Consider the following 25,411-nt stretch of genomic DNA (forward strand, 5'->3'; position numbering starts at 1 on the left):
CACCGCGGTCTGTCAGGTAAACGGGCTGATGCCCTCGTGGGCAAGCCCGCTCCCACAGGGATGTATAAACAGCGGCGGCCTGAGCGTTTACGCGATATGTCCTGCCGGCAGGCGAACATGCACCCGCAACCCGCCCCCATGGTTCTCGGCCCATAAACTGCCACCCTGCAGACGCAGGGCATTGCGCGCAATGCTCAACCCCAGACCGAAACCGCCATCACCCGGCCGCGAACCGTCGAGCCGGGTAAAGGGCGCAAAAATCCGCTCCAGTTCTTCAGGGGCCACGCCACCGCCCTGATCGTCGAGCCATAAATGCCACATGTCGCCTTCGCGCTGGCCGCTGAGGCTGACGATGCCGTCTGGCGGTGAATGGCGGATGGCGTTGCGCAAAATGTTCTCCAGCGCCTGGGCCAGGCTGTTGAGGTGCCCGCGCACCCAGCAATGCTCATCCACCCGGCAAGGCAGCCGCGATTGCGGCCAGCCACTTTCAAAGCGGGCATTTTCGGTGAGCATCTCCCACAACGCCTGCACCTGGATATCTTCCACCGGCAGCGGCCCGCGCTCGGCGTCCAGCCAGGCCAATTGCAGGGTGTCCTCGACCAGCCGCTGCATGCCGTCGACTTCGCGACTCAAACGCTCGCGCAAGGCCTCAACTCCTTGCTCACTGTCACAAGCCACCCGCAAGCGGCTCAAGGGCGTGCGCAGCTCATGGGACAGATCACGAAGCAATTGCTGCTGTTGCGACACCGTGCTCTGCAAACGCTCGGACATTTGATCGAACGCCCGCGCCAGCTCGCCCAGCTCATCCTGACGGCTGGTGGTCTGGCTCGACAGCCTTGCCCCCAACTGATCGGCCCGCCAGGCGTTGGCCTGCTCGCGCAGATGGTTGAGCGGCACGATCAGCACGCGGTACAGGCCCACGCACAGCAACAGCGTGAGCAAACCCGGAATCACGCCATTGGTAACAATGCGCCAGACCACCTGGGAGCGCCCCGGCATGAAGCGCTGCGGCAACTCGATGACCAGGCTGCCCATGGACGGGTCCCGGGGAAATGGCACCTTGATCCACGGCCGTGCCGTCTTGATATGGCTGATGGGCCAGTCCAGGCCGCGCAAAAAGGTCAGGCGCTCACTTTCACGATCACTCAGCGGGTAGCTGCTCAGTGATTGCAGGTCCTGGCCAATCACCCCGACCCAGCCGGGTTCCTTGTGGCCCATGGCTTGCAGCCACTGGTCGACCCCGGTTTGCTGGCCGGTCTCCCAGGCGCGCTCGGCTTCACCGGCATAGCGCACCAGCGTGCCATGGGCCTGTTCGGACAAGAACCCGGTGCGTTTGTCCATGTAACGGCCCCAGGACCAACTGAGCCAGATCATCAACAAACAGAACACCACCAGCAAACAGGCCAGTTTCCAGAACACCGAGTTTTTGCCGGGCACCTTACAAGGCATCACTGGCGCTCAGCACATAGCCCTTGCCCCACACCGTGCGCACTTCGCGCTGGTGGTAGCCGATGGTCTTGAGTTTGCGCCGGATCTGGCTGATATGCATGTCCAGGCTACGATCGTGGGCGGCATAGCCGCGTTGCAAGACCTGCTGATAGAGGAACGCCTTGCTCAGCACCTCGTCGGCATTACGCTGCAAGGTGTCGAGCAGGCGGAATTCGCTACGGGTCAAGCCGGCCCATTGCTCGCCACAGCGCACATCACTGCTGTCTTCATCAAACAACAAACCGCTTTCGGGCGCTGGCAGCTGTGCGATACCGGCACCCGGCATGCGATCCAGAGCCACGCGACGCAAGATGGCCTGAATGCGCACCCGCAGCTCGGCCATGCTGAAGGGCTTGGGCAGGTAATCATCGGCGCCCAGCTGGAACCCGCTGATGCGGTCGGCCTCGGCGCCCAGCGCCGACATCAGAATCACCGGCAAAGCGTGGGTCTGGCGCAGTTGCGTAAGTACCTGCAAGCCGTTCATGCCGGGCAGCAGGATATCCATCAGGACCACGTCGAAGTGTTCCTGCCGGGCCCGGGCCAGACCCTCCTGGCCATTCTGGCACCAGATCACGTCGAAGCCGCAGCGCACCAGTTGCTCGTGCAGGTAGGCGCCCAGAACAGGATCGTCTTCGATGGTCAAAAGGCGCGAAGGGCTAACAGCTACGGGATTCATTAGCGTCTGCAAGTAATTCTCAATCGTTGATTATTCAAGATTGAGCCCCTGCGGGCAACCGGCATGGGCTTTACCCGGTCTGATAAACAGAAATTGAGGGCAAATTTTCAAAGATTTGCCGGGCAGCATATGGCTACACTGCCACCTGATCCCGGCGGGATGCCCGGACCACTCTTAAAAGAATGCAGGGCTGGAGAGTTGCGTGCTTAAAAACCTCGGTATCAAAGGCCGCGTATTGCTGCTTACGTTATTGCCCGTCAGCTTGATGGCAAGCGTGCTCGGCGGCTATTTCACCTGGCTGCAACAGTCCGAGCTGCAATCACAACTGTTGCAACGCGGCGAAATGATTGCCGAACAACTCGCCCCGCTGGTGGCCCCCGCCATGGGCCGCCACGACACCGCTCTGCTGGCCCGTATCGCCACCGAATCCCTTGAACAACAGGATGTGCGCGCCGTCGCTTTCCTCAACGCCAACCACGAACCGCTGGCCCATGCCGGGCCGACCATGCTCAATCAGGCTCCGCTGGGCAGCAGTACCCATCTGCAGCAGCGCACCGACAACGATGCCACGCGCTATTTATTGCCAGTGTTTGGCCGCCATCGCAATCTGGCCGGGGATGTGATCCCCAACGAAGCCCATCGGCTGCTGGGCTGGGTCGAGCTGGAGCTGTCCCATAACGGCATGCTGCTGCGCAGCTATCGCAATCTGTTTGCCAGCCTGCTGTTGATCGTCACCGGGCTGGTGCTGACCACCCTGCTGGCCTTGCGCATGAGCCGCACCATCAATGCACCGCTGGGGCAGATCAAGCAAGCCGTGGCCCAGCTCAAGGACGGGCATCTGGAAACCCGCTTGCCGCCCCTGGGCAGCCACGAGCTGGACGAACTGGCCTCGGGCATCAACCGCATGGCCGAAACCCTGCACAATGCCCAGGAAGAACTGCAGCACAGCGTCGACCAGGCCACCGAAGACGTGCGCCAGAACCTCGAAACCATCGAAATCCAGAATCTGGAACTCGACCTGGCGCGCAAGGAAGCCCTGGAGGCCAGCCGTATAAAGTCCGAATTTTTGGCCAATATGAGCCACGAAATCCGCACTCCGCTCAACGGCATCCTCGGCTTTACCCACCTGCTGCAAAAAAGCGAGCTGACTGCGCGCCAGTTCGACTACCTGAACACCATTGAAAAATCGGCCGACAACCTGCTGGGCATCATCAACGAGATCCTCGATTTTTCGAAGATCGAGGCCGGCAAGCTGGTGCTCGATACCATCCCGTTCAATTTGCGCGACCTGCTGCAAGACACCCTGACCATTCTTGCCCCTTCGGCCCACGACAAGGGCCTGGAACTGGTCAGCCTGGTGTATCGCGACACCCCGCTGTCGCTGATAGGTGACCCGCTGCGGCTCAAGCAGATTCTCACCAACCTGATCAACAACGCGATCAAGTTCACCCGCGAAGGCACCATTGCGGTACGCGCAATGCTTGAAGACCAGGATGAAAACGAAACCGACGGCAGCGTGCAGCTACGTATCAGTGTGCAGGACACCGGCATCGGCCTCACCGCCCAGGATATCCGCGCCCTGTTCCAGGCCTTCAGCCAGGCCGACAACTCGCTGTCTCGCCAGCCCGGCGGCACCGGCTTGGGCCTGGTGATTTCCAAGCGACTGGTGGAGCAGATGGGCGGCGAAATCGGCGTTGAAAGCACGCCCGGCGAAGGCTCGGTATTCTGGATCAGCGTCCGGTTGCCCAAAGCCCGCGATGATATCGAAGACTTGCCCGGTGCACCGTTGCTGGGCCGGCGCGTGGCGATCCTGGAGAAACACGATCTGGCCCGCCAGGCCCTGCACCATCAGCTGGAAGACTGCGGCCTGGAAGTCACGCCTTGCACCACCCTGGAAAACCTCACCAACTGCGTGACCGGCGCCCACCAGACTGCCCAGGCAATCGACCTCGCCGTACTCGGGGTGACGGCCAATGACACCCCGCCCGAACGCCTCAACCAGCATATCTGGGACCTTGAGCACCTGGGCTGCAAAGTCCTGGTCCTGTGCCCGACCACTGAACAGGGGCTGTTCAACACGGTGGTGGACAACCCCCACAGCCAGTTGCAGGCCAAACCTGCCTGTACCCGTAAATTGCGCCGGGCCCTGGCCGATCTGATCAGCCCGCGACAAACCCGCAGCGAGCCGGGTGAGCCACTGGCCAGCCGCGCGCCGCGCATCCTGTGTGTCGATGACAACCCGGCCAACCTGCTGCTGGTGCAAACCCTGCTTGAAGGCATGGGCGCCAAGGTAACGGCGGCGGACAGCGGTTATGCCGCCATTGATGCGGTCAAGACGCAAGACTTCGATCTGGTGCTGATGGATGTGCAAATGCCCGGCATGGACGGGCGCGAGACCACGGAAGTCCTGCGCCAGTGGGAAAGCGAGCGCCACTGTACGCCGCTGCCGATTGTTGCGCTGACGGCCCACGCCATGGCCAACGAAAAACGCGCCCTGCTGCAAAGCGGCATGGATGACTACCTGACCAAGCCGATCAGCGAGCGGCAACTGGCTCAGGTGGTATTGAAGTGGACCGGGCTGGCCTTGCGCAATCAGGCCAGCGATCACCACCACGAACCGCCGCGCCACACCACACAACTGCCCGTACTCGATCACGATGAAGGGCTGCGCCTGGCGGCAGGCAAGGCGGATCTGGCCATCGACATGCTGGCCATGCTGCTGGCCTCGCTGGAGGCTGACCGTGATGCCATCCGCCAGGCCCGTGAAGCCAGGGACAACAACGCGCTGATCGAACGCGTCCACCGCTTGCACGGCGCAACCCGCTACTGCGGCGTACCGCAATTGCGTGCGGCCTGCCAGCGCAGCGAGACCCTGCTTAAGCAGGCAAGCCCCAACGCCGTCGCCGCTCTCGACGAGCTGGACCAGGCCATCACCCGTTTGGCCAAAGAAGCACGCAGTACTGCATAACCCGTAATTTTGTAGTCGCTGCCGAGGCACGAGGTTGCGATGGGCTGCAAAGCGGCCCCGCCCTTGAAGGTCCTGCGGCCCTTATCGCAGCCTCGTACCTCGTCAGCGACTACATTGTTCAGGCTCACACACCAAGGAAGACCCCATGCGCACGATTCTATTCAGCAGCCAGACCTACGACCGCGACAGCTTTACCGCAGCGGCACAAGATGACGGCAACGAGCTGCACTTCCAGCCGGCGCGCCTGACCCTGGACACCGCAGCGCTGGCCCATGACTACGAAGTGGTCTGCCCATTTATCAATGACGACCTCAGCGCCCCGGTACTGGAGCAACTCGCCGCCGGCAATACGCGGCTGATCGCCCTGCGTTCGGCCGGCTACAACCATGTCGACCTGCCCGCCGCCAAACGCCTGGGCCTGAGTGTGGTGCGCGTACCCGCATACTCGCCCCACGCCGTCGCGGAACATGCCGTGGCCCTTATCCTGGCGCTCAACCGCCGCTTGCACCGCGCCTACAATCGCACCCGCGAAGGCGACTTCACCCTGCACGGGCTGACCGGCTTTGACCTGGTGGGCAAAACCGTGGGGGTGGTCGGTACCGGCCAGATCGGCGCCACGTTCGGCAAGATCATGGCCGGGTTCGGCTGCAAGCTCATGTGTTTTGACCCGTACCCAAACGCCGAACTGCTGGCACTCGGGGCTCAGTATGTCAGCCTGCCCGAGCTGCTGGCCGGTTCGCATATCATCTCCCTGCACTGCCCGCTGACCGCTGACAACAAGCACCTGATCAACGCCGCCAGCCTGGCCACCCTCAAGCATGGCGCCATGCTGATCAACACCGGACGCGGCGCACTGGTCGACACTCCGGCACTGATCGAAGCACTGAAAAACGGTCAACTGGGCTATCTGGGCCTGGACGTCTACGAGGAAGAAGCCCAGTTGTTTTTCGAGGACCGCTCCGATCTGCCTTTGCAGGATGATGTGCTGGCACGGCTGCTGACCTTCCCCAATGTGATCATTACCGCCCATCAGGCGTTTCTGACCCGCGAGGCGTTGAATGCAATCGCCAGCACGACCCTGAGCAATATCGTGGCCTGGAAAAACGGCGTGGCGCAAAACCTGATCGAAGGTTGAGCCTGGACGTTGATGCCTGCGTGCTAGCATAGCGACTTACTTGGAGGACCCATGGTCGAACACGATTTTCGCTACAGCCTGCTTAACCCGCAGCACACCCTGATTGAATGCCGCGCTCTGGCGCCGGGCCTGTATCAAGTCACCGGCAACGGTGGTTCGATTCAAGCCGGTGACGTGCTGATTGTGTCCCTCAAAGGCAGCAAGACCTTGTCCATGCGCTTGAGCGTCGACAAGGTTCGTCACCTGATCAACCCGCGCGGCCAATGGGTTGCCGTGACCAAGGGGCCGGTTTTCGGCGAATTGGCGATTCATGAGTGGCAGGTCAACTGCGATGCTTGCGCCAAAGAACTGAAATTCGAGTTCGCGGTGGACGCCAAACTTGGCACCAAGGCCCAAAAGCCTGCAGCCACGGCGCGCATTGCCGAGCTGGGCTGGAGCACTGAAGGCAGCAAGCATGTGTGCCCGCAATGCCAAAAGGCCGCGCAATGAAGCAGCTGATCCTGCTGGCCGTACTGGGCGCAAGCCTGGCGGGCTGTGCGGGTGACCCGGTGAAGTTGCAGCAGAACCACACCTACATGCTGGAGTGGATCGGCGAACGACCGCTGATCGACAACAGCCACCTGACCGTTACCCTGGACGATGCTGGCCGGGCCTATGGCAGTGGCGGTTGCAATCACTGGTTCGCGCCCTACACCCTGGACGGCGACAAGCTGACCTTTGGTGGCGTGGGCAGCACCCGCAAGGCCTGTGCACCGGCGCTGATGGAGCAGGAACAGCGATTCTTCGAAGCCCTGCAAACCGTCCAGCGCTGGGACATTTCGCCGATCGAGCAGGTGCGCTTCTGGCCTGCCGAAGGCAAGCCGCTACGGCTTTGGTCTGAAGAAGGCTGATAGACGCCGCCCTCACCCCAACCCTCTCCCAAAGGGAGAGGGGGCTGATTGTTGGTGATATTGAAACCAAGCACGGTCAGTCCCCTCTCCCTCCGGGAGAGGGCTAGGGTGAGGGTTGCTCTTGCTCTTGGTTCTCAGGCCCCCCTGAGTTCCTTGATCTTGGCCAGCACCCCGGCCGCCGTCTGTTCGCCCATCAACGTTGCCCGCACCTTGCCCTTCTCATCCAGGATGTAGGTCACTGGCAGTGCTTCGCTGCGCGGCAGATCGAACACTTCAGCCGGATCCTGCGCCAGCACGGTAAAGGTGATGCCCAGCGCAGCACTCGCGTCGCTCAGCTCCTTGCCCTGCAACCCATCGAAATTGACCCCAAAAACGCCTACCGACTGCCCCTGCAGCTGTTTTTCCAGCGAGTTCAGTTCAGGAATCTCGAGGCGGCACGGGCCACACCACTCAGCCCAGTAATTGATGACCTTCCATTGTTTGTCCAGACGCTCAGACGCGATCTTCTGTCCGTGTTGATCGACCCCATAATCATTTCCGCAACCAGCCAGCAGTAATGTGGCAGTGACGGCAGCTACTGCCATGAGTCGCTTTAACATGTGTTGATCCTTCTCGGTGAATACAAACAAAAAGCCATTAGCGAGCGGCCATTTACCGCATACGGTTCAGGCGCGCCCGTCAGGCGGGTAGAATAGCCGCCACCTTACGCAAGATGCGACCCGCACATGACCGATCTGACGCTTTATCACAACCCGCGCTGCTCGAAATCGCGCGGTGCGCTCGAACTCCTTGAAGCCCGAGGCCTGACACCCACCGTGGTGCGCTACCTCGAAACGCCGCTGGACGCCCCGCAACTGCGCGACCTGCTGGCCAAGCTGAACATCAGCGCACGGCAACTGCTGCGCAGCGGCGAAGACGAGTACAAGGCCCTCAATCTGGCAGACAGCAGCCTCAGCGAAGCGCAACTGATCGACGCCATGGCCGCCCACCCCAAGCTGATCGAACGTCCGATTCTGGTCGCAGGTGAGCGCGCCGTGATTGGCCGTCCGCCGGAAAAAATCCTGGAGATCCTGCCGTGAGCGCGCCCTACATTCTGGTTCTGTTCTATAGCCGTAACGGTTCGACCAGTGAAATGGCCCGGCAAATCGCCCGCGGGATCGAGCAGGGTGGCCTTGAAGCGCGCCTGCGCACCGTGCCGGCCATTTCCGCCGAATGCGAAGCCGTGGCCCCGGCCATTCCGGACGAAGGTGCGATGTACGCCAGCCTCGACGACCTGAAGAACTGCTCGGGGCTGGCCCTGGGCAGCCCGACGCGCTTCGGCAACATGGCGGCGCCGCTCAAGTACTTTCTCGATGGCACCAGCAACCTGTGGCTGACCGGCGCACTGGTCGGCAAGCCGGCGGGTGTATTCACCTCCACCGCCAGCCTGCACGGCGGCCAAGAAAGCACCCTGCTGTCGATGCTGCTGCCGCTGATGCACCACGGCATGCTGGTCACCGGCCTGCCCTACAGCGAGTCGTCCTTGCTCCACACCACGGCCGGCGGCACCCCCTATGGCCCGAGCCATCACGCAGGTGCCGACGGCAAGCGCGGCCTGGACGAACACGAAATCGCCCTGTGCCGGGCCCTGGGCCAGCGTTTGGCGACTATCGCGTTGAAGCTGGAGAACGGTCGTGGCTAAAAAGCCAAAAGTGCTGCCGCCCATCGCGTGGCTGGAACCACGCGTGCGGCTGATGCGCGTAGTAAGTCTGGCGTGCTTCTTTGGCCTGATCGGCTTGCTGTGCGTTTACTACCTGGGGTTTGCCGACCTGCACGGTGCCAGGCCGTGGGTGATCCTGCTGATCGAACTGGTGCCGTTGATGTTTGTGGTACCGGGCATGCTCATGGGCAGTCCGCGCGGGCACTCGTTCACCTGCTACGTGGTCAATCTGTACCTGATCAAGGGAGCGCTGGCGGCATTCGACCCGAACCGCCAGGTATTCGGCCTGCTGGAAATCGCCGCCAGCGTGGCGGTATTCGTCAGTGCTTTGCTGTATGTGCGCTGGCGTTACCAGCTGGATCGGCGCCTGAGCGGCGAGTGATGCAGCTGTTGTGGGAGCGGGCCTGCTCGCGAACGGCCTTCGCGAGCAGGCTCGCTCCCACGATTGAAGTTGCTCGGCGGCTTAGTGATTCACCGTAAACGCCAGCATCTGTGACAGCTGGCACATTGGCCGGCCACTTTCGGCGTGCCACTGGTTGAATGCGTTCTGCACAATCGCCAGATCGCGCAGGCTGGTAGGGGCCTTGTCCACCAGCTTCTGCGCGTTCAGCGCGGCCACCACGTCATAGCTGGGCACAAAAGTGTCCTTGCCGACCATGCGCAAAAAGCGTGGAGCCGACAAACCACCCAACTGATGCCCATGCTTGGCCAGGTACTTCCACAACCCGACGATATCGGTCACAGGCCATTGGGCGATAAACGCGCCGAAGCTGCCGTGTTCATGGGTGATGTCGAGCACCATCTGGGCATTGCGCGGCACGCTTTTAAGCTTGCCCAGATGGCGGATGATCCGCGCATCCTGCATCAAACGCTCAAGGTGCTCGGCGCCCATCAGCACCACTTTTTCCGGGTCGAAACCAAAGAACACTTCTTCGAACACGGGCCACTTGGCATCGACCACGCTGTGCTTGAGGCCGGCGCGAAACACACGCAGGGCCAGGGTCGACAGGTAGCGATCATCGCTGATCTGGCGCAATTGTTCCGCGGTTTTCGGGACGGGCAATTGGGCTTCAAGTGCGGCTGACGAACCGAAACGGTTCAAACAGTATTCGTGCAGCCATTTGTAGTCGCGCATGCCCTCTCCTCTTGGCAATTACAGATTGAGCAGGTTGACGAAGCGCGGTGCGGCGCTTTCGTCGATCTTCAGGCTCGTAAAATCAAACAGGTTACGGTCGGCCAATTGCGACGGGATCACGTTCTGCAAGCTGCGAAAGATACTCTCGGTGCGGCCCGGCGTCTTGCGGTCCCACTCCTGGAGCATGTCCTTGACCACCTGACGCTGCAGGTTCTCCTGGGAACCACAGAGGTTGCACGGGATGATCGGGAACTGCTGCCAGTCGGAGTAAGCCTGGATGTCCTTCTCGTTGCAGTACGCCAGCGGGCGGATCACCACGTTGCGCCCGTCATCGGAGCGCAGCTTGGGCGGCATCGCCTTGAGCGTGCCGTTGAAGAACATATTGAGGAAGAAGGTTTCGACAATGTCATCACGATGATGCCCAAGGGCCATCTTGGTTGCGCCGATCTCATCGGCAAAGGTGTACAAGGTGCCACGGCGCAAGCGCGAACACAGCGAGCAGGTGGTCTTGCCTTCGGGGATCAGTTCCTTGACCACCGAGTAAGTATCTTTTTCAACGATGTGGTATTCCACACCCAGCGACTTGAGATAAGCCGGCAGCACGTCTTCGGGAAAACCCGGCTGTTTCTGGTCCATGTTCACGGCCACGATCTCGAACTGGATCGGCGCGACTTTCTGCAGGTGCAGCAACACATCGAGCAGGGTGTAGCTGTCCTTGCCGCCCGACAGGCACACCATCACCTTGTCGCCGTGCTCAATCATGTTGAAGTCGGCTACAGCCTCACCGGTCAAGCGACGCAGGCGTTTCTGGAGTTTGATTTGAGAGACCGAGTGAGTGCCCATAGCGCTTCAATTCCGCGAGTTAAGACCAAAAGCCGGGGATTTTACCGAAAAAAACCGACCAACCAACCCCTTGCCCGCCTAAAGACAGCAATGCGATAAGCCCGCATCTGACAGCACAATAAGCTCTAAGGAGGCGGATATAGGGGGCCCCAGGTTTCCTATACTTGTCACCAAGGCCGCACGCCTGTCTGCTTTCCAATACGTTATGGCTGCGCGACCGGCACGCGTCCCACTGGGGGCGATGCGTCTTAAACAGGAGCGACAGCCATGATCCATCACGTTGTGGGCCTTTTCACCCACCCCGATAAAGAATGGCGCGAAATACGTGGCGATGCCGAAGAAAGCATCGGCCATATGTATTTCACGCACACGTTAATTCTGGCAGCGATTCCGGCCATCTCTGCGTTTATTGGCACTACCCAGGTAGGCTGGGTGATCGGTAACCGCGCGCCGGTGATGCTGACCATGGACAGCGCCTTGTGGATGACCCTGTTGTCCTACGCCGCCATGCTGGTGGGCGTGGCCGTGATGGGCGCATTCATTCACTGGATGGCCCGTACCTACGATGCACAACCCAGCCTGCAGCGTTGCGTGGCCTTCGCCACCTACACCGCGACCCCGCTGTTTATCGGCGGGCTGGCGGCGCTGTATCCGCATATGTGGCTGGGCATGATGGTGGGCACTGCCGCCATTTGCTACACCGTGTACTTACTGTACGTGGGCCTGCCGACCTTTATGAATATCGACCCGGACGAAGGCTTCCTGTTTTCCAGCTCGGTGCTGGCAGTGGGCCTGGTGGTACTGGTGGCGATCATGGCCTTTACCGTGATTGTCTGGGGCCTGGGTGTCGGGCCCGTGTATACCAACTAGGCCACAACCCGTGGGAGCGAGCCTGCTAGCGATTGCTGTTCGCGAGCAGGCTCGCTCCCACCGGGAGCATAAAGACCATTGGGCGCCAACAGGTTCGCAACCCCACCGCTTGCGGCATAATCGCCGGCTCTGGAGAACCGAACCGCATGCCCGAGTTGCTCAATACCCGCGTCGAAGACTGTTTCCAACAGGCCGAAGTGTTTTTCAAACGCCCCTTCAAACGCCCCGTCGTCAGTTTCAAGCTGCGCGGGCAAAAAGCCGGGGTCGCCCATTTGCATGAAAACCTGCTGCGCTTCAACCCCCAGCTGTACCGTGAAAACAGCGAAGACTTCCTCAAGCAGACGGTCCCCCACGAAGTGGCACATCTGGTTGCCCATCAGTTGTTTGGCGAACGTATCGCGCCCCACGGCGAAGAATGGCAACTGATCATGCGCGGGGTGTACGAACTGCCGCCCAATCGCTGCCATACCTATGCAATCAAACGGCGCAGCGCCACGCGTTATATCTACCGCTGCCCCTGCCCGGACAGCGACTTTGCCTTTTCTGCCCAGCGTCACGCCCTGGTCAAGCAAGGCCGCGGTTATCTGTGCCGCCGCTGCCGTAATACGCTGGTGTTCAGCGGTCTGACCAGGGTCGAATAAACAGGCATAAAAAAACCCATCCGAAGATGGGTTTTTTATGCGCTCAGACTTACTTGAGCAACACCGGGGCCGGGCCTTCAGCCACGCCCAGGTCGTCTTGCGGACGGGTGTCCTCCAGCGGGCGACCGCCAGAGTTCAGCTCGGTCTGCAGGGTGTCGGTGTCCAGTTCCTTGACCCACTTGGCCACCACCAGGGTTGCCACCGCGTTACCGATCAGGTTGGTCAGGGCACGGGCTTCGGACATGAAGCGGTCGATACCCAGGATCAGCGCCAGGCCTGCTACCGGCAAGTGGCCTACCGCCGACAGGGTTGCAGCCAGGACGATAAAGCCGCTACCGGTCACACCAGCAGCACCTTTGGACGACAGCAACAGCACCAGCAACAGGGTGATCTGATGGGTAATGTCCATGTGAGTGTCAGTCGCCTGGGCGATGAACACGGCGGCCATGGTCAGGTAGATCGAAGTGCCGTCGAGGTTGAACGAGTAACCGGTCGGGATCACCAGACCCACGACCGATTTCTTCGCGCCCAGACGCTCCATTTTCACCAGCATGCGTGGCAGCGCCGATTCCGACGAGGACGTGCCCAGTACGATCAGCAGCTCCTCACGGATGTAGCGGATCAGCTTCAATACGCTGAAACCGTGAGCTCGGGCAATACCGCCCAGCACGATCAGCACGAACAGCACGCAAGTGATGTAGAAGCAGATCATCAGCTGACCCAGCTGAACCAGCGAGCCTACGCCGTAAGCGCCGATGGTGAAGGCCATCGCACCCAGCGCACCGAGTGGCGCCAGCTTCATGATCATGTTGATGATGTTGAACATCACATGGGCGAAACGGTCGATGAAGTCCAGTACCGGCTTGCCGTAGGCACCCAGGCGATGCAGGGCGAAACCGAAGATCACCGAGAACATCAGCACTTGCAGGATATCGCCATTGGCGAAGGCGCCAACAATGGTCGACGGGATCACGTTGAGGATAAAGCCTACGATGCTCTGGTCTGCGCCTGCCGACACGTAACCGGCAATTTTGCTGGCATCCAGGGTCGACACGTCAATGTGCATGCCAGCGCCAGGCTGAACCACGTTAACCACAATCAGACCGATCAACAGCGCGATAGTCGACACGACTTCGAAGTAGAGCAAGGCATAACCGCCGGTCTTGCCGACCGATTTCATGCTCTGCATGCCGGCAATACCGCTCACCACCGTACAGAAAATAATGGGCGCGATGACCATCTTGATCAGTTTGATAAATCCATCACCCAGCGGTTTCAGGGCAACACCGGTTTCCGGGTAGTAATGGCCCAGCAAGATACCGATAGCGATCGCTACGATTACTTGCACATACAGGGATTTGTACAGTGGCTGACGAGTCGTCATTGCAAAGTTCCTCAAGTGCATCACTCAATCATCATTCCGTCTGAGACTGGTGACACCTAAAGCGCGAACCCTCCTGTACTTGGAGGGATTTGTTTTTGGGGCTGCTCTTACGGCAGACCTCTCGCACTTATTGCAAGCCGTGGGCCACATTGAGCAAAAGCTGCGCAATGGCCTGTGATGCCTAGGCTTGTAGGAATTTATTGATTGATTTTGTAGGACAGGATTTGGCGGGATTCCGCCCATTGGCGGTATTGAGGAGGGATAGATGGCGGATATCCGCCTGAATCCCACGTACTCCTGTAGATACACTGTTGCAGGTCAAGCCCTATTGTGGGAGCGAGCCTGCTCGCGAACGACCTTCGCGAGCAGGCTCGCTCCCACAGTTGCAGAGTCTCTACAGAGGTTCGTCGATTACATCGCCGGGAAATGAATCCGGAACGCCGCACCACCCAATGACGAATCATCCAGGGTCAAGGTGGCGTCATAACTCTCAATGATGTCCTTGACCACCGCCAGGCCAATACCCTGCCCCGGATGCTGGCGGTCAAGGCGCTCACCGCGCTGCAAGATGCGCGCACGCTGATCCGGCGGCACGCCCGGACCATCGTCTTCCACGCACACCTCTATGCCATGAATATTACGGTGCAGGCTGACACGTACCTGGCTCAAACACAGCCGGTAGGCGTTTTCCAGCAGGTTGCCGAGCAACTCCAGCAAGGCGTTCTGCTCGATCGGCAGATGGCTCAGTTCCGGGATGTCGTAGCTGACCTTGACCCCCTTGTCGCGGTACACCTTGTCCAGCGTGTTGCACAGGCTCTGCACCACGGGCAGCACTTCGACCTGGTGACGCACCAGCCCGCTCTTGCGCAAGCTGGCACGCTGCAACTGATAGCCGATCTGCTGGTTCATGCGCTCGATCTGGCTTTGCAGCACCCAGGCCTGTTCACGGTCGGCCGGGCGTTGGGCCATGCTTTCGCTCACGCCCTGCAACACCGCCAGCGGGGTCTTCAGGCTGTGGGCCAGATCATCAAGGGAATCGCGATAACGCGAACGCTGTTCACGCTCGCTTTGCAGCAAGCGGTTCAACGAGCCGGTCAGGCGCAGCAGCTCACGCGGGTGTTGCTCGCTGAGGCTCTGGCGCTCGCCGGTTTCGATTTCATCCAGTTCCTGACTCAAACGTCGCAAGGCACGTAACCCCCACGTCAGACCAATCCATAGCAATGCCAGCAGCACAATCAAAGCTGCGCCGAACCCCAGATAAAGATTTTCCCGCAGCCCTTCGAGCGTCAGGTTGTACTCGCGCATCGGCTGCAAGGCGACAAAGCTGAAGGCCGCACTCTTGCCACCGAGCAACTTGACCTCGACGTCATAGACAAAAAACTCTTCGCCGTTGTCTTCGCGAATGCTCGCAAATTCGTTGCCGCGCCCGTCGTAGCGCGGCTTGTAGTTGATGTTTTCTTCTTGCGTGGCCCGCGAGCGCCAGACCAGATTGCCGTCGCGGTCATAGATGTAACCCAGCACACGGCTGTCCGGCAGGTCGAACTGCTCGTCCGGCAACAGCGCCGGCATTTTGAGACGGTTCTTTTCCATCTTTGCCGCTGAAATCAGCGTGGTCACATCCGACGCCAAACGCTGCTCGATGGCGTCCTTGAGCGCCAGACTGAACGCTCCCTGCATCGCTGGCAGTAACGCCAGCATAAACAACACGGCCAACAAGGTTGCCGCCAGCATCAATCGAACGCGAAGCGAACGAATCATCGGCAGCGCTCAGTAAACAAGTACCCCAGGCCGCGCACCGTATCGATTGGCTTAAAGCCGTTTGCCCCCTCAAGCTTGCGTCGCAGGCGCCCGACCAGCACCTCGATCACATTCGGATCACGCTCCTCGTCATCCGGGTACAGCTGTTCCATCAATCGGTCCTTGGCCACCACTTGCTGGTGATGGCGCATCAGGTATTCGAGAATCCGGTATTCATAAGCGGTCAGCGCCAGCGGCTCGCCGTCGAGCACCGCCTGTTTGCGGTTGATATCCAGCACCAGCGCACCGGCCACTATCGTCGGTTGGGTAAAGCCACTGGAGCGGCGCAGCAAGGCGTTAAGCCGCGCATCCAGCTCTTCGAACTGGAACGGCTTGACTACATAATCGTCTGCGCCCGCCGCCAGCCCTTCGACCTTGTCTTGCCAATTGCCACGCGCGGTGAGAATCAGGATCGGAAACGTCTTGCCCCGGGCACGCAACTGGCGAATCAGTTCCAGCCCGCCAAGCCCCGGCAACCCCAGATCGATCATCGCCAGGTCGTGGTTGAACTGTTCGGTCTGGTACAAAGCCTCTTCGGCATTGGCGACCGCCTCGACCACATGACCACTTTCTGTCAGACGGGTTTGCAAGTGATGGCGCAGCAACGCCTCATCTTCAACCACCAGCAATTTCATCGCGCTCTCCCAAGCCAATCCGCGTCTCTAAGGACGTGTGTCCTATACAGCCTAGCTACACAGTAAGTTGTGTGCCCTGAACAGACTCTGAACAATTGCACAGCCGGGCCAAGCCCCGGCACAATGCCGGTATGAACCGACTTCCCGCCTTGCCTGCCTGCTGCACGCCATTGCGCGCCGACTGGCCCTTGCCAGAGGTCCTGCGCGCCAGTGTATGGCTGAGCACTGACTTTATCCCTGCTCAGCTCGAAGTTGACGACTTTGCCCGCTGCACCATCGAGATGCCAGCGAGTATTCAACGCTCAGTAGCCAAACGCCAAGCCGAATTTCTGGCCGGGCGCCTGTGTGCCCGTGCAGCCATGCGGCGACTGGACGGCACGTGTGCGACCCCAGGCATGGCTGAAGACCGCGCGCCCGTATGGCCAGCCCATATCAGCGGGGCCATTACCCACAGCAAGGGCCGCGCAGCTGCACTGGTAGCCCTGAAGAGTGAATGGCAAGGCCTGGGCATCGATCTGGAAACCCTGCTCACCCCCGAACGCGCCCAGCGCCTGGCCAAGGAAATCCTCACCCCGGATGAGCTTGTGCGTATGGCGGCCGGCCCGGCCGAGCATATCGCGCTGCTGGTCACGCTGACGTTTTCAGTCAAGGAAAGCCTGTTCAAGGCGTTATATCCGCTGGTGCAAAAACGCTTCTACTTTGAGCACGCCGAAGTGCTTGACTGGACGCCCGAAGGTCATGTGCGCCTGCGCCTGCTCACCGACCTTTCAAGCGAATGGCAACACGGCAGCGAACTGGATGCGCAGTTTGCTCTGGTTGACGGGCAATTGCTCAGCGTCGTGGCGATAAAAGCCTGACCCCGCTGGCCGTTGGCCGCTTGATACGCCTGCCATGCTATCGTTCGCCCCCCTGTTTGAGCGGTTTGCCAGCATGCCTGTGACATCTCGCGCCCTGCGTATGGCGCTGTATTGCCTGTTGATCCTGGCCGGCGCGGCTCTGGCTGGCGGCTGGGCGATGCGCCAGGCCGAACGGCATGCCCTTGAAGAAAGCGCCAGGCGCGGGCCCGAGCAACTGAGCCTGTATGCCAACTCGCTGCACACCCTGATCGAACGCTACCGCGCGCTGCCCGCCGTACTGGCGCTGGACCCCGAACTGGTAACCGCCCTGGGCGGCCCCATGACGGCCCCCGTGCAGGCGGCGCTGAACCACAAACTTGAACGCATCAACGGCGCCGCGCAGTCCTCTACCCTGGAGCTGCTCGACAGCACAGGCCTGGCAGTGGCCGCCAGCAACTGGAACACCTCCAACAGCTACGTTGGCCACAACTATGCCTTCAGGCCCTATTTCAGCCAGACCCGCAACAAGGGCAGTGGCAGCTTTTATGCCGTGGGCGTGACCAGCGGGATTCCGGGGTATTTTCTGTCCAGCGCGGTGCTCGATGCTGAGGGTCGCTTCCTCGGGGCGATGGTGGTCAAGCTCGAGTTCCCCCAGCTTGAGCGCGAATGGAGCCACGGCAACGACATCCTGCTGGTCAGCGATGCGCGGGGCATCGTGTTTATCGCCAATCAGCCCGGCTGGCGCTATCGCCTGTTACGGCCGCTGGATGACAGCGACCGCAGCGAAATCAGCGTTACCCGCCAATACCACAATCAACCGCTGACCTTGATGAACACCCACACCTTGCGCAGCTTCGCTGAAAACAGCTCCCTGACCCGCGTCGATGGCCCGGACGGGCCAGCGGATTATTTGTGGGGCTCTCTGCCACTTAACCCCGAAGGCTGGACCCTGCACCTGTTGCGGCGCCCGGTAAGTGTTGCCGAAGACATCCGCAATGCAGCTCTGGCGGGGGCAGGCCTGTGGCTGACCGTGGTTTTTCTGGGCCTGTTTTTGCTTCAGCGCTGGCGCCTGGCACGTTTGCGCCAGCGTAATCGCGAAGAACTTGAACAACTGGTCGAGGCCCGGACCCGGGACTTGCGAACCGCCCAAGATGGCCTGGTGCAATCAGCCAAACTGGCGGCGCTGGGGCAAATGTCGGCGGCGCTGGCCCATGAAATCAACCAGCCATTGACCGCCCAGCGCATGCAACTGGCGACCTTGCGCCTGTTGCTCGACCACGGCCGCATCGACGATGCCTATAAAGCCCTGGCGCCACTTGAACAGATGCTTACGCGGATGGCTGCCCTCACCGGCCATCTGAAAACCTACGCCCGGCAAAGCCCCAGCGGCCTGCGCGAACGGCTTGATCTGGCGAATGTGGTAGATCAATCGCTACAACTGCTGGAGCCACGCCTGAAGGACGAGCAGATCGACCTGCAAGTCAGCCTGCAACGTCCGGCATGGGTACGGGGCGATGCGATTCGCCTGGAGCAGGTGCTGATCAATCTGCTGCGCAACGCGCTGGATGCCATGCGCGACAAACCGCGCAAGCACCTTGAGATCCGCATCGAAGCCGATCAGCAACTGTGGCGCCTGACCGTCACGGACAGCGGGGGCGGAATTGCCGAAGAACATTTGGGTAAAATTTTCGACCCGTTCTTCACCACCAAACCCGTGGGCGACGGACTGGGTTTGGGCCTGGCGGTGTCCTACGCCATTGTTCACGAAATCGGTGGTCGCCTCACTGCTTGCAACCACGCGGATGGTGCGCAATTCACGCTCACGCTGCCCATCGCACAGGAATCTTGAAACATGCTCAATTCGGTGATCGTGGTCGATGACGAGGCCAGTATTCGCAATGCCGTGGAGCAATGGCTAAGCCTGAGCGGCTTTGACGTGCAGTTGTTCACCTGCGCCGAAGACTGTCTGAACCGGTTGCCTGCGCATTTTGCCGGGGTGATTGTCAGCGATGTGCGCATGCCGGGCATGGGTGGCCTGGCCCTGCTCAACCGCTTGCAGCAACTGGATGCAGATTTGCCGGTGATTTTGCTGACCGGCCACGGCGATGTGCCCATGGCAGTTGAGGCCATGCGTGAAGGCGCCTACGATTTTCTGGAAAAGCCCTTCAGCCCCGAAGCCCTGCTCGGCAGCCTGCGCCGCGCGCTGGAAAAACGTCAGTTGATATTGGAAAACCGCCGTTTGCATGAACAGGCTGGCCTGCGTGAACAGATCGACGGTCGCCTGCTGGGGGTATCGCGCAGCTTGCAAACCTTGCGCCGCCAGGTTCTGGAGCTGGCGCCGCTGCCGGTCAATGTGTTGATTCGCGGCGAGACCGGCAGCGGCAAGGAGCTGGTCGCCCGCTGCCTGCATGATTTTGGTCCACGTGCCGACAAGCCCTTCGTAGCCCTTAACTGCTCGGCAATCCCCGAGCAATTGTTTGAAGCCGAGTTGTTTGGCCACGAAAGCGGCGCCTTTACCGGCGCCCAGGGCAAGCGCATCGGCAAGCTGGAATACGCCGATGGTGGCACCTTGTTTCTGGATGAAATCGAAAGCATGCCACTGGCCCAGCAAGCCAAACTGTTACGAGTGCTGCAGGAGCAAAAACTCGAGCGCCTGGGCTCCAACCAGAGTATCAGCGTGAATTTGCGGGTGGTTGCCGCCACCAAACCCGATCTGCTCGAAGAGGCCCGCGCCGGACGTTTTCGTGAGGACCTGGCCTATCGCCTGACCGTGGCCGAGTTACGTCTGGCGCCGCTGCGTGAGCGGCGCGAAGATATTGCCTTGCTCTACGACGCCTTTTCACGCCATGCCGCTGAACGCCTGGGGCGCAGCGCACAAGTACCGAGCGGCCCGCAGCTGTCGCGTTTGCTCAGCCACGCCTGGCCAGGCAACGTACGCGAGCTGGCCAACGTTGCCGAGCGGGATGTGCTGGGCTTGGGCGAAACAGAACTGCCCGACACCGACGCGGGGCAATCGCTGGTGGCACAACAGGAAGCCTTCGAAGCGCAGTGCCTGCGCGCAGCGCTGACCCGGCATAAAGGCGATATCAAGGCCGTGCTCAATGAGCTGCAACTGCCGCGGCGTACCCTGAATGAAAAAATGCAACGCCACGGGTTGGTGCGTGAAACATTTTTGAGTACCGAATAAACCACTCCCCCGGCCCTATGGGGAGAGGGCCGAGAGGTTTTGGGTATGCCCTAGCCCGCCTTGTCCTCCCGCCCGCGCAGTACCTGGTTGGGCATCGCCAGCGCCGCCGCCAGCCCCAGCAACGATACCGCCGCGCTGATACTCAACAAGTGACGGAAGGTCACCAGCAGCTCTGCCCGCAGGCTTTGCAGCGCCGGGCCCTGAACCGCGCTCAGGCTGTCGAGCAGCACATTGCCCGAACTGCCTTCGCCAATCAGCGGCTGGCCCATGACCGGTGCCGGTAACGTATCGTGCAGCAATGCCAGCAACAGGGCCGACATCAACGCCACCCCCATCGCTCCGCCCAGCGCGCGAAACAGGTTGGTGGTACTGGTCGCCACGCCAATGTCGTGCTGTTGAACCGAGTTTTGCGCGCCCACCAGCGACGTCGGAAACTGCATGCCGCTAGCGATTCCGCTCAACAGCATAAACACGCCACTCAACAGTTCGGCGCTCGGCGGGCTGAATGCCATGCCGAGAATGGACAACGGCATCAGCACCGCACCGCCCAGAATCATCGGTTTGTAGCGTCCGGTCACCGAGGTCATGCGCCCGGCGAAGTAGGCGCCTATCGGCAGCCCTATGGCCAGCGGCAGCAGGTGCAAGGCCGCGCTGTCAGCACCGGCGCCGGTGATGCTTTGATAGCGCAACGGCATCAGTACAATCAGCGAAATGGCCTGGAAACTGGTGAAAAACACTGTGCACCAGCACAGCACCGCATTGCGGTTGGCAAACAGATGCATGGGCAGCAGCGGCTCTGGCGTGCGTCGTTCATGCCAGACAAACAGTGCCAGGGCGATCAGCGCCACCGCCAGAAAGCCTGCCACCTGCTGGTCACGCCAGCTTTGGCCTTGGCCGATAAACGTGATACTCAGCAGCAGTGATGTCAGGCCAACGATCATCAGCATCGTGCCCAGGTAATCAATAATCGGTTTGCGCTGTGGTACGGGCAGCCCTACCAGAGTGCGATGGGAGATCCACCAGGCCGCCAGCCCCAGCGGCAAATTGATCAAAAACACCCAGCGCCATGACAGGTACTCGGTCATATAGCCGCCCAGCACCGGCCCGGCGACGCTGGCCAGGGCATACATGCTGCTGAAGTAACCCTGATAGCGGCCGCGTTCGCGTGGTGGCACGACATCGCCAATGATCGCCTGGCTGACCGAAATCATCCCGCCGGCACCAATCCCCTGAATGATCCGCGCCAGTACCAACTGCTCCATGTTTTGCGCCAGCCCGCAAAACAGCGAGGCCAGGGTAAACAGGCCCATGCCGAACAGCATCAGGCGGCGGCGCCCGTACAGGTCACCCAGCTTGCCGTAGATCGGCACCGCCACCGTCATGGCCACCATATAGCCGGAAATCACCCAGGCCAGTTGGCTGACATCCTTGAACTGGGCAGAAATGGCGGGCATGGAGACGGCGACGATGGTCTGATCCAGCGCCCCCAGAAAAATCGCCAGCATCAGGGCGATCAGAATGCTGCGAATGGCCGGTTTGGCCTGGGGAGGCTGGTTCAGACTGGTCACGGGGACACCTGTAGGCGCGGAGCTTGTATCGGATGGCCCTCAGTGTACTCGATAGGATCCTATTCGATAGCTTCGTAAGGGAGCCCGACGTAATTTTCTGCAATGGTGGTACGGCCCGCCTCGGAGTCGACGAAATACGCCAATTCGCTGTCGGCAATGCGCTGGCTGAAACCGTCGCTGTCCGGGAAGCGGTGCAGCATCGAGGTCATCCACCACGAAAAGCGCTCGGCCTTCCAGATTCGTCGCAGGCACACCTCGGAATAGCGTTCCAGCAAGTCGGTGCGACCCTCGGTGTAGACCTTGCACAACATATTGAACAGGGTGCTGACATCGCTGGCCGCCAGGTTCAGGCCCTTGGCCCCGGTCGGCGGTACGATATGGGCGGCATCCCCCAGCAGAAACAGGCGCCCGTACTGCATAGGCTCAACGACAAAACTGCGCAAGGGCGCGATACTTTTTTCGATGGAGGGCCCCGTCACCAATCGCTCGGCCAGCGCCTTTGGCAGCCGGGTTTTCAATTCGGCCCAGAAGCGCTGATCAGACCAGTCCTCGACTTTCTCTTCTGCCGGCACCTGCAGGTAATAACGGCTACGGCTGGCCGAGCGCTGGCTGCACAGGGCAAAACCACGCTCGTGGCGGGCATACACCAGTTCATCATTCACCGGAGGGGTGTCGGCCAGTACCCCGAGCCAGCCGAAGGGATACACGCGTTCGAAAATTTTCAGTACATCACTCGGAATCGACTGGCGCGCCACACCGTGAAAACCATCGCAGCCCGCAATGTAATCGCAGTCAAGGCGCCAGCTTTCGCCCTCTTTATCGAAGGTGACGTAAGGCGCATCGGTTTTCATGCCGTGGGGCTGGACGTTGCTGGCGCTGTACAGGGTTTGCGCACCGACAGCTTCGCGGGCGGCCATCAGGTCGCGGGTGACTTCGGTCTGGCCGTAGACCATCACGGTCTTGCCGCCGGTCAGGCCCTTGAGGTCGATATGCACCTGGCGATCATCCAGTGCCAGCTCAAAACCGGTATGTACCAACCCTTCGGCGTCCATGCGCTGGCTGACACCGGCCTGGCGCAACAGATCAACCATGCCCTGCTCCAGCACTCCGGCGCGAATTCGTCCGAGCACGTACTCGCCGGTCTGGCGCTCGATGATGACGTTATCAATCCCGGCGTTGTGCAGCAGTTGACCGAGCAGCAGCCCTGATGGACCGGCACCGATAATAGCGACTTGAGTTCTCATTATTGTTCTCTCGCGCAGCCTCGACCCCGTGGGGCGAGTGGGTTCTTATAAGTTTGTGTCTGTATTTTTCGCTTGCGAGATGGGCAATAGAAGGTGATAACCACGCCATTATCGGTACTTTTCGCCAATCGGTGCGATTATCGGTTTTCAATAAACACGACAGGCCGGTGGCCATGAATCCTTCAATTCCGGTGTTCAAGCTTTATGGTGAACAGCAGGACTGGCTCAGCCCTGACCTGTTGCACTGTGAAACCATCTCGCTGCGCAGCCGCGTCCACGATTGGGAGATCCGACCCCATCGGCATGCTGACCTGTGCCAGTTGCTCTATGTGCACAAGGGGCGAGCGCAAGTTGAGGTCGAAGGGCAGCGCCATGTTCTGGAGCAATCGGCGATTCAGGTCATCCCGCCTCTGTGCGTCCACGGGTTTCAGTTTTCGCCGAACGTAGAGGGCTTTGTTCTGACCCTGGCCGCGCCGTTGGTGGCGCAGTTGCAAGCCCAGCTGGGCGGCAACATCAGTCTGTTGCAGCGGGTCGCCAGTTACCCCGCAGGCAAGGACAGTGATTACCTCAACAACCTGTTCAGTGAGCTGCAAGGCGAATATGACAGCGCACAACCTGCCCGCGAGATGCTGCTGCAGTCGCTGATCAGTGTGCTGCTGGTGTGGGTGGCGCGCCAGGTGATCCAGCGTCGTGAGGCCCGGCAATTACCGGCACGGGGCCGCGAGTATCTGGGGCTGTTCAATCAACGGGTCGAGGCGCAGTTTCGCCAGCAGCCAAATGTTGAACAGCTGGCGCATCAGGTGGGCATTTCAGTGGCGCATTTGAACAGCATCTGCCGCGAGCTGGCGGGACAGTCGGCGTTGCAGATCATCCATCAGCGACTGTTATTGGAGGCCAAGCGACATTTGATTTACACACCGATGACCATCAGCGAAGTGGCTGACAGTTTGGGCTTTGCAGATCCGGCATATTTTGCACGGTTTTTCCGACGCCTGAGCGGGACATCGCCCAGTGTTTTTCGAAGTGGGCGGACTGACAGTATCAGCCCGCCCTGACACTCCGGGGCTTCCTACCTCAGAGCGCTGAACATGGCATTGCAGTGCGCGCCATTGCAACTGGCGATCAATCCGGCTGCCTGGCGGGTTTGCTCGGCGCGGTAGCAAGCGCTTGCAAACAGGACAGCGGCAGCGAAAACGATAAAAACGGTCATGCATGTTGTTTTTGTTTTGGTAGTCATGGCATTGGCTCCCTTGACGTCACAGCTTTGAGGCTAGTTCAGACACAGGTTCTTGCCATATCAGTTGTACGAGTGGTTGCGCCCGATTTCATCCTTCAAATGGACTATGCATGTAAATCCTGTAGCCGCTGCAGCGAGGGAAAACTGCTCGCGAAGGTCGTACGCGAGCAGGCTCGCTCCCACCATAGGGCTTGATCTGCAACAGCGTATCTATAGATATTTATCCCACACCGGTTCGTCGGTAAAGCGCTCGGCGAGGAAGTCGAGCATGCTGCGCAAGCTGGCCGGCATGTGCTTGCGCGACGCGTACACCGCGTAGATGTTCATCAGGCGCGGTTCTGCTTCGGGCAGCAGGCGTACCAGTTCACCGCGTTGCACAAAAACCCCCGCCTGGTAGCTAGGCAGCAGCGAAATTCCCGCACCCGCCAACGTAGCGCTTAGCAGAGTGCTGGCTTCGTTGGCGCTGATATTACCCTGCACCGGCACCGAGACTTCCTCACCCTCGCAGGTGAAATGCCACATGCTTTTGCCGTAGTAGGAATGGGTCAGGCAGTTGTGCCCACTGAGGTCATCGACCTGCTGCAGCGCCGAGTGTTCACGCAAATAGGCCGGGGATGCGCAAAGCACTGAGCGACAAACGGTGAGCTTGCGGGCGATCAGACTCGGGTCCAGGTCATTGCTGGTGCGAATTGCCAGGTCGATGCGTTCATCCACCAGATTGACCGTGCGATCGAGCATCTGCAGGTCGATGCTGACCTGCGGGTAAAGCCGTACATAGTCGGTGACTGCCGCCGCCAATTGCGCCTGGCCGAACGAGGTGCTGACGCTGATGCGCAACAGCCCCCGTGGTGCATCACTGGGTACGTCGACGGCGGCCTGCATGTCGTCGGCCAGTTCCAGCAACTGCCGGCAGCGCGGCAGGGTTTCATTGCCGGCGGCGGTCAGGCTCAGCTTGCGCGTTGTGCGGTGCATCAAGCGTGCCCCCACCCATTCTTCAAGCTCCGCCAGATAGCGCGAAACCACGGGGCGCGACAGGTCCAGATGATCAGCAGCGGCTGACTGGCTGCCGAGGTCGACGACGGTGACAAACACCCGCATTGCAATAAGACGATCCATGATCTGCCCGATATCTGAAACAAACTATGTTCAAGCATCGCATTTTTAGTTCTCGATCGGGC

24 protein-coding genes are annotated in these 25,411 nt (G+C 60.4%); 13 read left to right on the forward strand and 11 right to left on the reverse strand.

From position 1 onward, the window contains the following. Nucleotides 1–87 precede the first annotated feature (87 nt). Nucleotides 88–1,449 carry a sensor histidine kinase gene (locus tag CJU81_RS17320; protein ID WP_095037605.1) on the reverse strand — a complete coding sequence of 454 codons (1,362 nt, stop codon included), beginning with the start codon at nucleotides 1,447–1,449 and terminating at the stop codon, nucleotides 88–90. Further along, complete coding sequence (locus tag CJU81_RS17325; RefSeq protein WP_095037606.1) at nucleotides 1,439–2,164, reverse strand: response regulator transcription factor; 726 nt, start codon at nucleotides 2,162–2,164, stop codon at nucleotides 1,439–1,441. Before CJU81_RS17325 ends, CJU81_RS17320 begins: the two co-directional genes overlap by 11 nt. 202 nt (nucleotides 2,165–2,366) lie before the next feature. On the opposite strand from CJU81_RS17325, the gene CJU81_RS17330 reads away from it, so the two are divergent. The 4 genes from CJU81_RS17330 (at nucleotide 2,367) to CJU81_RS17345 (ending at nucleotide 7,157) form a co-directional block, all read left to right on the forward strand. Continuing rightward, a complete protein-coding gene (locus CJU81_RS17330) occupies nucleotides 2,367–5,132 on the forward strand; it encodes a response regulator (RefSeq protein WP_095037607.1) in 2,766 nt (921 codons plus the stop codon). Between the two features lie 145 nt (nucleotides 5,133–5,277). Then, the gene (locus CJU81_RS17335; protein WP_095037608.1) at nucleotides 5,278–6,267 is read left to right on the forward strand and encodes a 2-hydroxyacid dehydrogenase; all 990 of its coding nucleotides are present in this window, start codon (nucleotides 5,278–5,280) and stop codon (nucleotides 6,265–6,267) included. A 51-nt stretch (nucleotides 6,268–6,318) separates the two neighbouring features. Then, a complete protein-coding gene (locus tag CJU81_RS17340) occupies nucleotides 6,319–6,756 on the forward strand; it encodes a hypothetical protein (RefSeq protein WP_016779846.1) in 438 nt (145 codons plus the stop codon). Continuing rightward, nucleotides 6,753–7,157 (forward strand): META domain-containing protein, encoded by a 405-nt coding sequence (locus tag CJU81_RS17345; protein ID WP_095037609.1) that lies wholly within the window; start codon nucleotides 6,753–6,755, stop codon nucleotides 7,155–7,157. The genes CJU81_RS17340 and CJU81_RS17345 overlap by 4 nt, the downstream gene beginning before the upstream one ends. A 134-nt stretch (nucleotides 7,158–7,291) precedes the next feature. On the opposite strand, the gene CJU81_RS17350 is transcribed toward CJU81_RS17345, so the two are convergent. Further along, nucleotides 7,292–7,756: a TlpA disulfide reductase family protein gene (locus CJU81_RS17350; protein ID WP_095037610.1), complete on the reverse strand. Its 465-nt coding sequence runs from the start codon at nucleotides 7,754–7,756 to the stop codon at nucleotides 7,292–7,294. A 126-nt stretch (nucleotides 7,757–7,882) separates the two neighbouring features. Between CJU81_RS17350 and arsC the strand changes: the two genes are divergently transcribed. From arsC to CJU81_RS17365, 3 genes are read left to right on the forward strand one after another with little or no spacing between them, the layout of a single operon-like run. Then, nucleotides 7,883–8,236 (forward strand): arsenate reductase (glutaredoxin), encoded by a 354-nt coding sequence (gene arsC, locus CJU81_RS17355; RefSeq protein ID WP_095037611.1) that lies wholly within the window; start codon nucleotides 7,883–7,885, stop codon nucleotides 8,234–8,236. Beyond that, on the forward strand, nucleotides 8,233–8,838 hold the full coding sequence (gene wrbA, locus CJU81_RS17360; RefSeq protein WP_095037612.1) for an NAD(P)H:quinone oxidoreductase: 606 nt from the start codon (nucleotides 8,233–8,235) through the stop codon (nucleotides 8,836–8,838). Before arsC ends, wrbA begins: the two co-directional genes overlap by 4 nt. Next, complete coding sequence (locus CJU81_RS17365) at nucleotides 8,831–9,238, forward strand: DUF2069 domain-containing protein (protein WP_095037613.1); 408 nt, start codon at nucleotides 8,831–8,833, stop codon at nucleotides 9,236–9,238. The genes wrbA and CJU81_RS17365 overlap by 8 nt, the downstream gene beginning before the upstream one ends. A gap of 81 nt (nucleotides 9,239–9,319) precedes the next feature. Here CJU81_RS17365 and CJU81_RS17370 read toward each other — a convergent pair whose 3' ends face one another. Both CJU81_RS17370 and ttcA read right to left on the reverse strand, forming a co-directional pair. Beyond that, nucleotides 9,320–9,991 (reverse strand): DNA-3-methyladenine glycosylase I, encoded by a 672-nt coding sequence (locus tag CJU81_RS17370; protein WP_095037614.1) that lies wholly within the window; start codon nucleotides 9,989–9,991, stop codon nucleotides 9,320–9,322. Nucleotides 9,992–10,009: 18 nt separating this feature from the next. Continuing rightward, the gene (gene ttcA / locus CJU81_RS17375; RefSeq protein ID WP_095030534.1) at nucleotides 10,010–10,834 is read right to left on the reverse strand and encodes a tRNA 2-thiocytidine(32) synthetase TtcA; all 825 of its coding nucleotides are present in this window, start codon (nucleotides 10,832–10,834) and stop codon (nucleotides 10,010–10,012) included. Between the two features lie 267 nt (nucleotides 10,835–11,101). Here ttcA and CJU81_RS17380 point away from each other — a divergent pair, with 267 nt between their 5' ends. Together CJU81_RS17380 and CJU81_RS17385 are read left to right on the forward strand one after the other, a co-directional pair. After that, a complete protein-coding gene (locus CJU81_RS17380) occupies nucleotides 11,102–11,704 on the forward strand; it encodes a Yip1 family protein (protein ID WP_095037615.1) in 603 nt (200 codons plus the stop codon). A 146-nt stretch (nucleotides 11,705–11,850) separates the two neighbouring features. Then, nucleotides 11,851–12,345, forward strand: coding sequence for a SprT family zinc-dependent metalloprotease (locus CJU81_RS17385; RefSeq protein ID WP_095037616.1), 495 nt, complete (start codon nucleotides 11,851–11,853; stop codon nucleotides 12,343–12,345). A 49-nt stretch (nucleotides 12,346–12,394) separates the two neighbouring features. On the opposite strand, the gene CJU81_RS17390 is transcribed toward CJU81_RS17385, so the two are convergent. From CJU81_RS17390 to CJU81_RS17400, 3 genes are all read right to left on the reverse strand, one after another. Next, nucleotides 12,395–13,729, reverse strand: a complete 1,335-nt coding sequence (locus CJU81_RS17390; protein ID WP_016779834.1) for a dicarboxylate/amino acid:cation symporter — start codon at nucleotides 13,727–13,729, stop codon at nucleotides 12,395–12,397. Nucleotides 13,730–14,140: 411 nt separating this feature from the next. Beyond that, nucleotides 14,141–15,487, reverse strand: a complete 1,347-nt coding sequence (locus CJU81_RS17395; RefSeq protein WP_095030531.1) for an ATP-binding protein — start codon at nucleotides 15,485–15,487, stop codon at nucleotides 14,141–14,143. Next, nucleotides 15,484–16,161 (reverse strand): response regulator, encoded by a 678-nt coding sequence (locus CJU81_RS17400; RefSeq protein WP_016779832.1) that lies wholly within the window; start codon nucleotides 16,159–16,161, stop codon nucleotides 15,484–15,486. Before CJU81_RS17400 ends, CJU81_RS17395 begins: the two co-directional genes overlap by 4 nt. Nucleotides 16,162–16,292: 131 nt before the next feature. Here CJU81_RS17400 and CJU81_RS17405 point away from each other — a divergent pair, with 131 nt between their 5' ends. The 3 genes from CJU81_RS17405 (at nucleotide 16,293) to CJU81_RS17415 (ending at nucleotide 20,184) form a co-directional block, all read left to right on the forward strand. Then, nucleotides 16,293–17,018 (forward strand): 4'-phosphopantetheinyl transferase family protein, encoded by a 726-nt coding sequence (locus CJU81_RS17405; protein ID WP_095037617.1) that lies wholly within the window; start codon nucleotides 16,293–16,295, stop codon nucleotides 17,016–17,018. Between the two features lie 73 nt (nucleotides 17,019–17,091). After that, on the forward strand, nucleotides 17,092–18,846 hold the full coding sequence (locus CJU81_RS17410; protein WP_095037640.1) for a sensor histidine kinase: 1,755 nt from the start codon (nucleotides 17,092–17,094) through the stop codon (nucleotides 18,844–18,846). Between the two features lie 3 nt (nucleotides 18,847–18,849). Further along, entirely contained in the window at nucleotides 18,850–20,184 is a 1,335-nt protein-coding gene (locus CJU81_RS17415) for a sigma-54-dependent transcriptional regulator (protein WP_095037618.1), read from the forward strand. 50 nt (nucleotides 20,185–20,234) lie between these two features. Here CJU81_RS17415 and CJU81_RS17420 read toward each other — a convergent pair whose 3' ends face one another. Both CJU81_RS17420 and pobA read right to left on the reverse strand, forming a co-directional pair. Beyond that, the gene (locus CJU81_RS17420; RefSeq protein ID WP_095037619.1) at nucleotides 20,235–21,752 is read right to left on the reverse strand and encodes an MDR family MFS transporter; all 1,518 of its coding nucleotides are present in this window, start codon (nucleotides 21,750–21,752) and stop codon (nucleotides 20,235–20,237) included. A 59-nt stretch (nucleotides 21,753–21,811) separates the two neighbouring features. Continuing rightward, nucleotides 21,812–22,996 (reverse strand): 4-hydroxybenzoate 3-monooxygenase, encoded by a 1,185-nt coding sequence (gene pobA, locus CJU81_RS17425; RefSeq protein ID WP_095037620.1) that lies wholly within the window; start codon nucleotides 22,994–22,996, stop codon nucleotides 21,812–21,814. A 173-nt stretch (nucleotides 22,997–23,169) separates the two neighbouring features. Here pobA and CJU81_RS17430 point away from each other — a divergent pair, with 173 nt between their 5' ends. After that, nucleotides 23,170–24,051 carry a helix-turn-helix domain-containing protein gene (locus CJU81_RS17430; RefSeq protein WP_095037621.1) on the forward strand — a complete coding sequence of 294 codons (882 nt, stop codon included), beginning with the start codon at nucleotides 23,170–23,172 and terminating at the stop codon, nucleotides 24,049–24,051. A 392-nt stretch (nucleotides 24,052–24,443) separates the two neighbouring features. Here the strand turns inward: CJU81_RS17430 and CJU81_RS17435 are convergent, their stop codons facing one another. Beyond that, on the reverse strand, nucleotides 24,444–25,349 hold the full coding sequence (locus CJU81_RS17435; protein ID WP_095037622.1) for a LysR family transcriptional regulator: 906 nt from the start codon (nucleotides 25,347–25,349) through the stop codon (nucleotides 24,444–24,446). Nucleotides 25,350–25,411 lie beyond the last annotated feature (62 nt).

Source organism: Pseudomonas fragi, assembly GCF_002269505.1.
Classification (GTDB): Bacteria; Pseudomonadota; Gammaproteobacteria; order Pseudomonadales; family Pseudomonadaceae; genus Aquipseudomonas; species Aquipseudomonas fragi_D.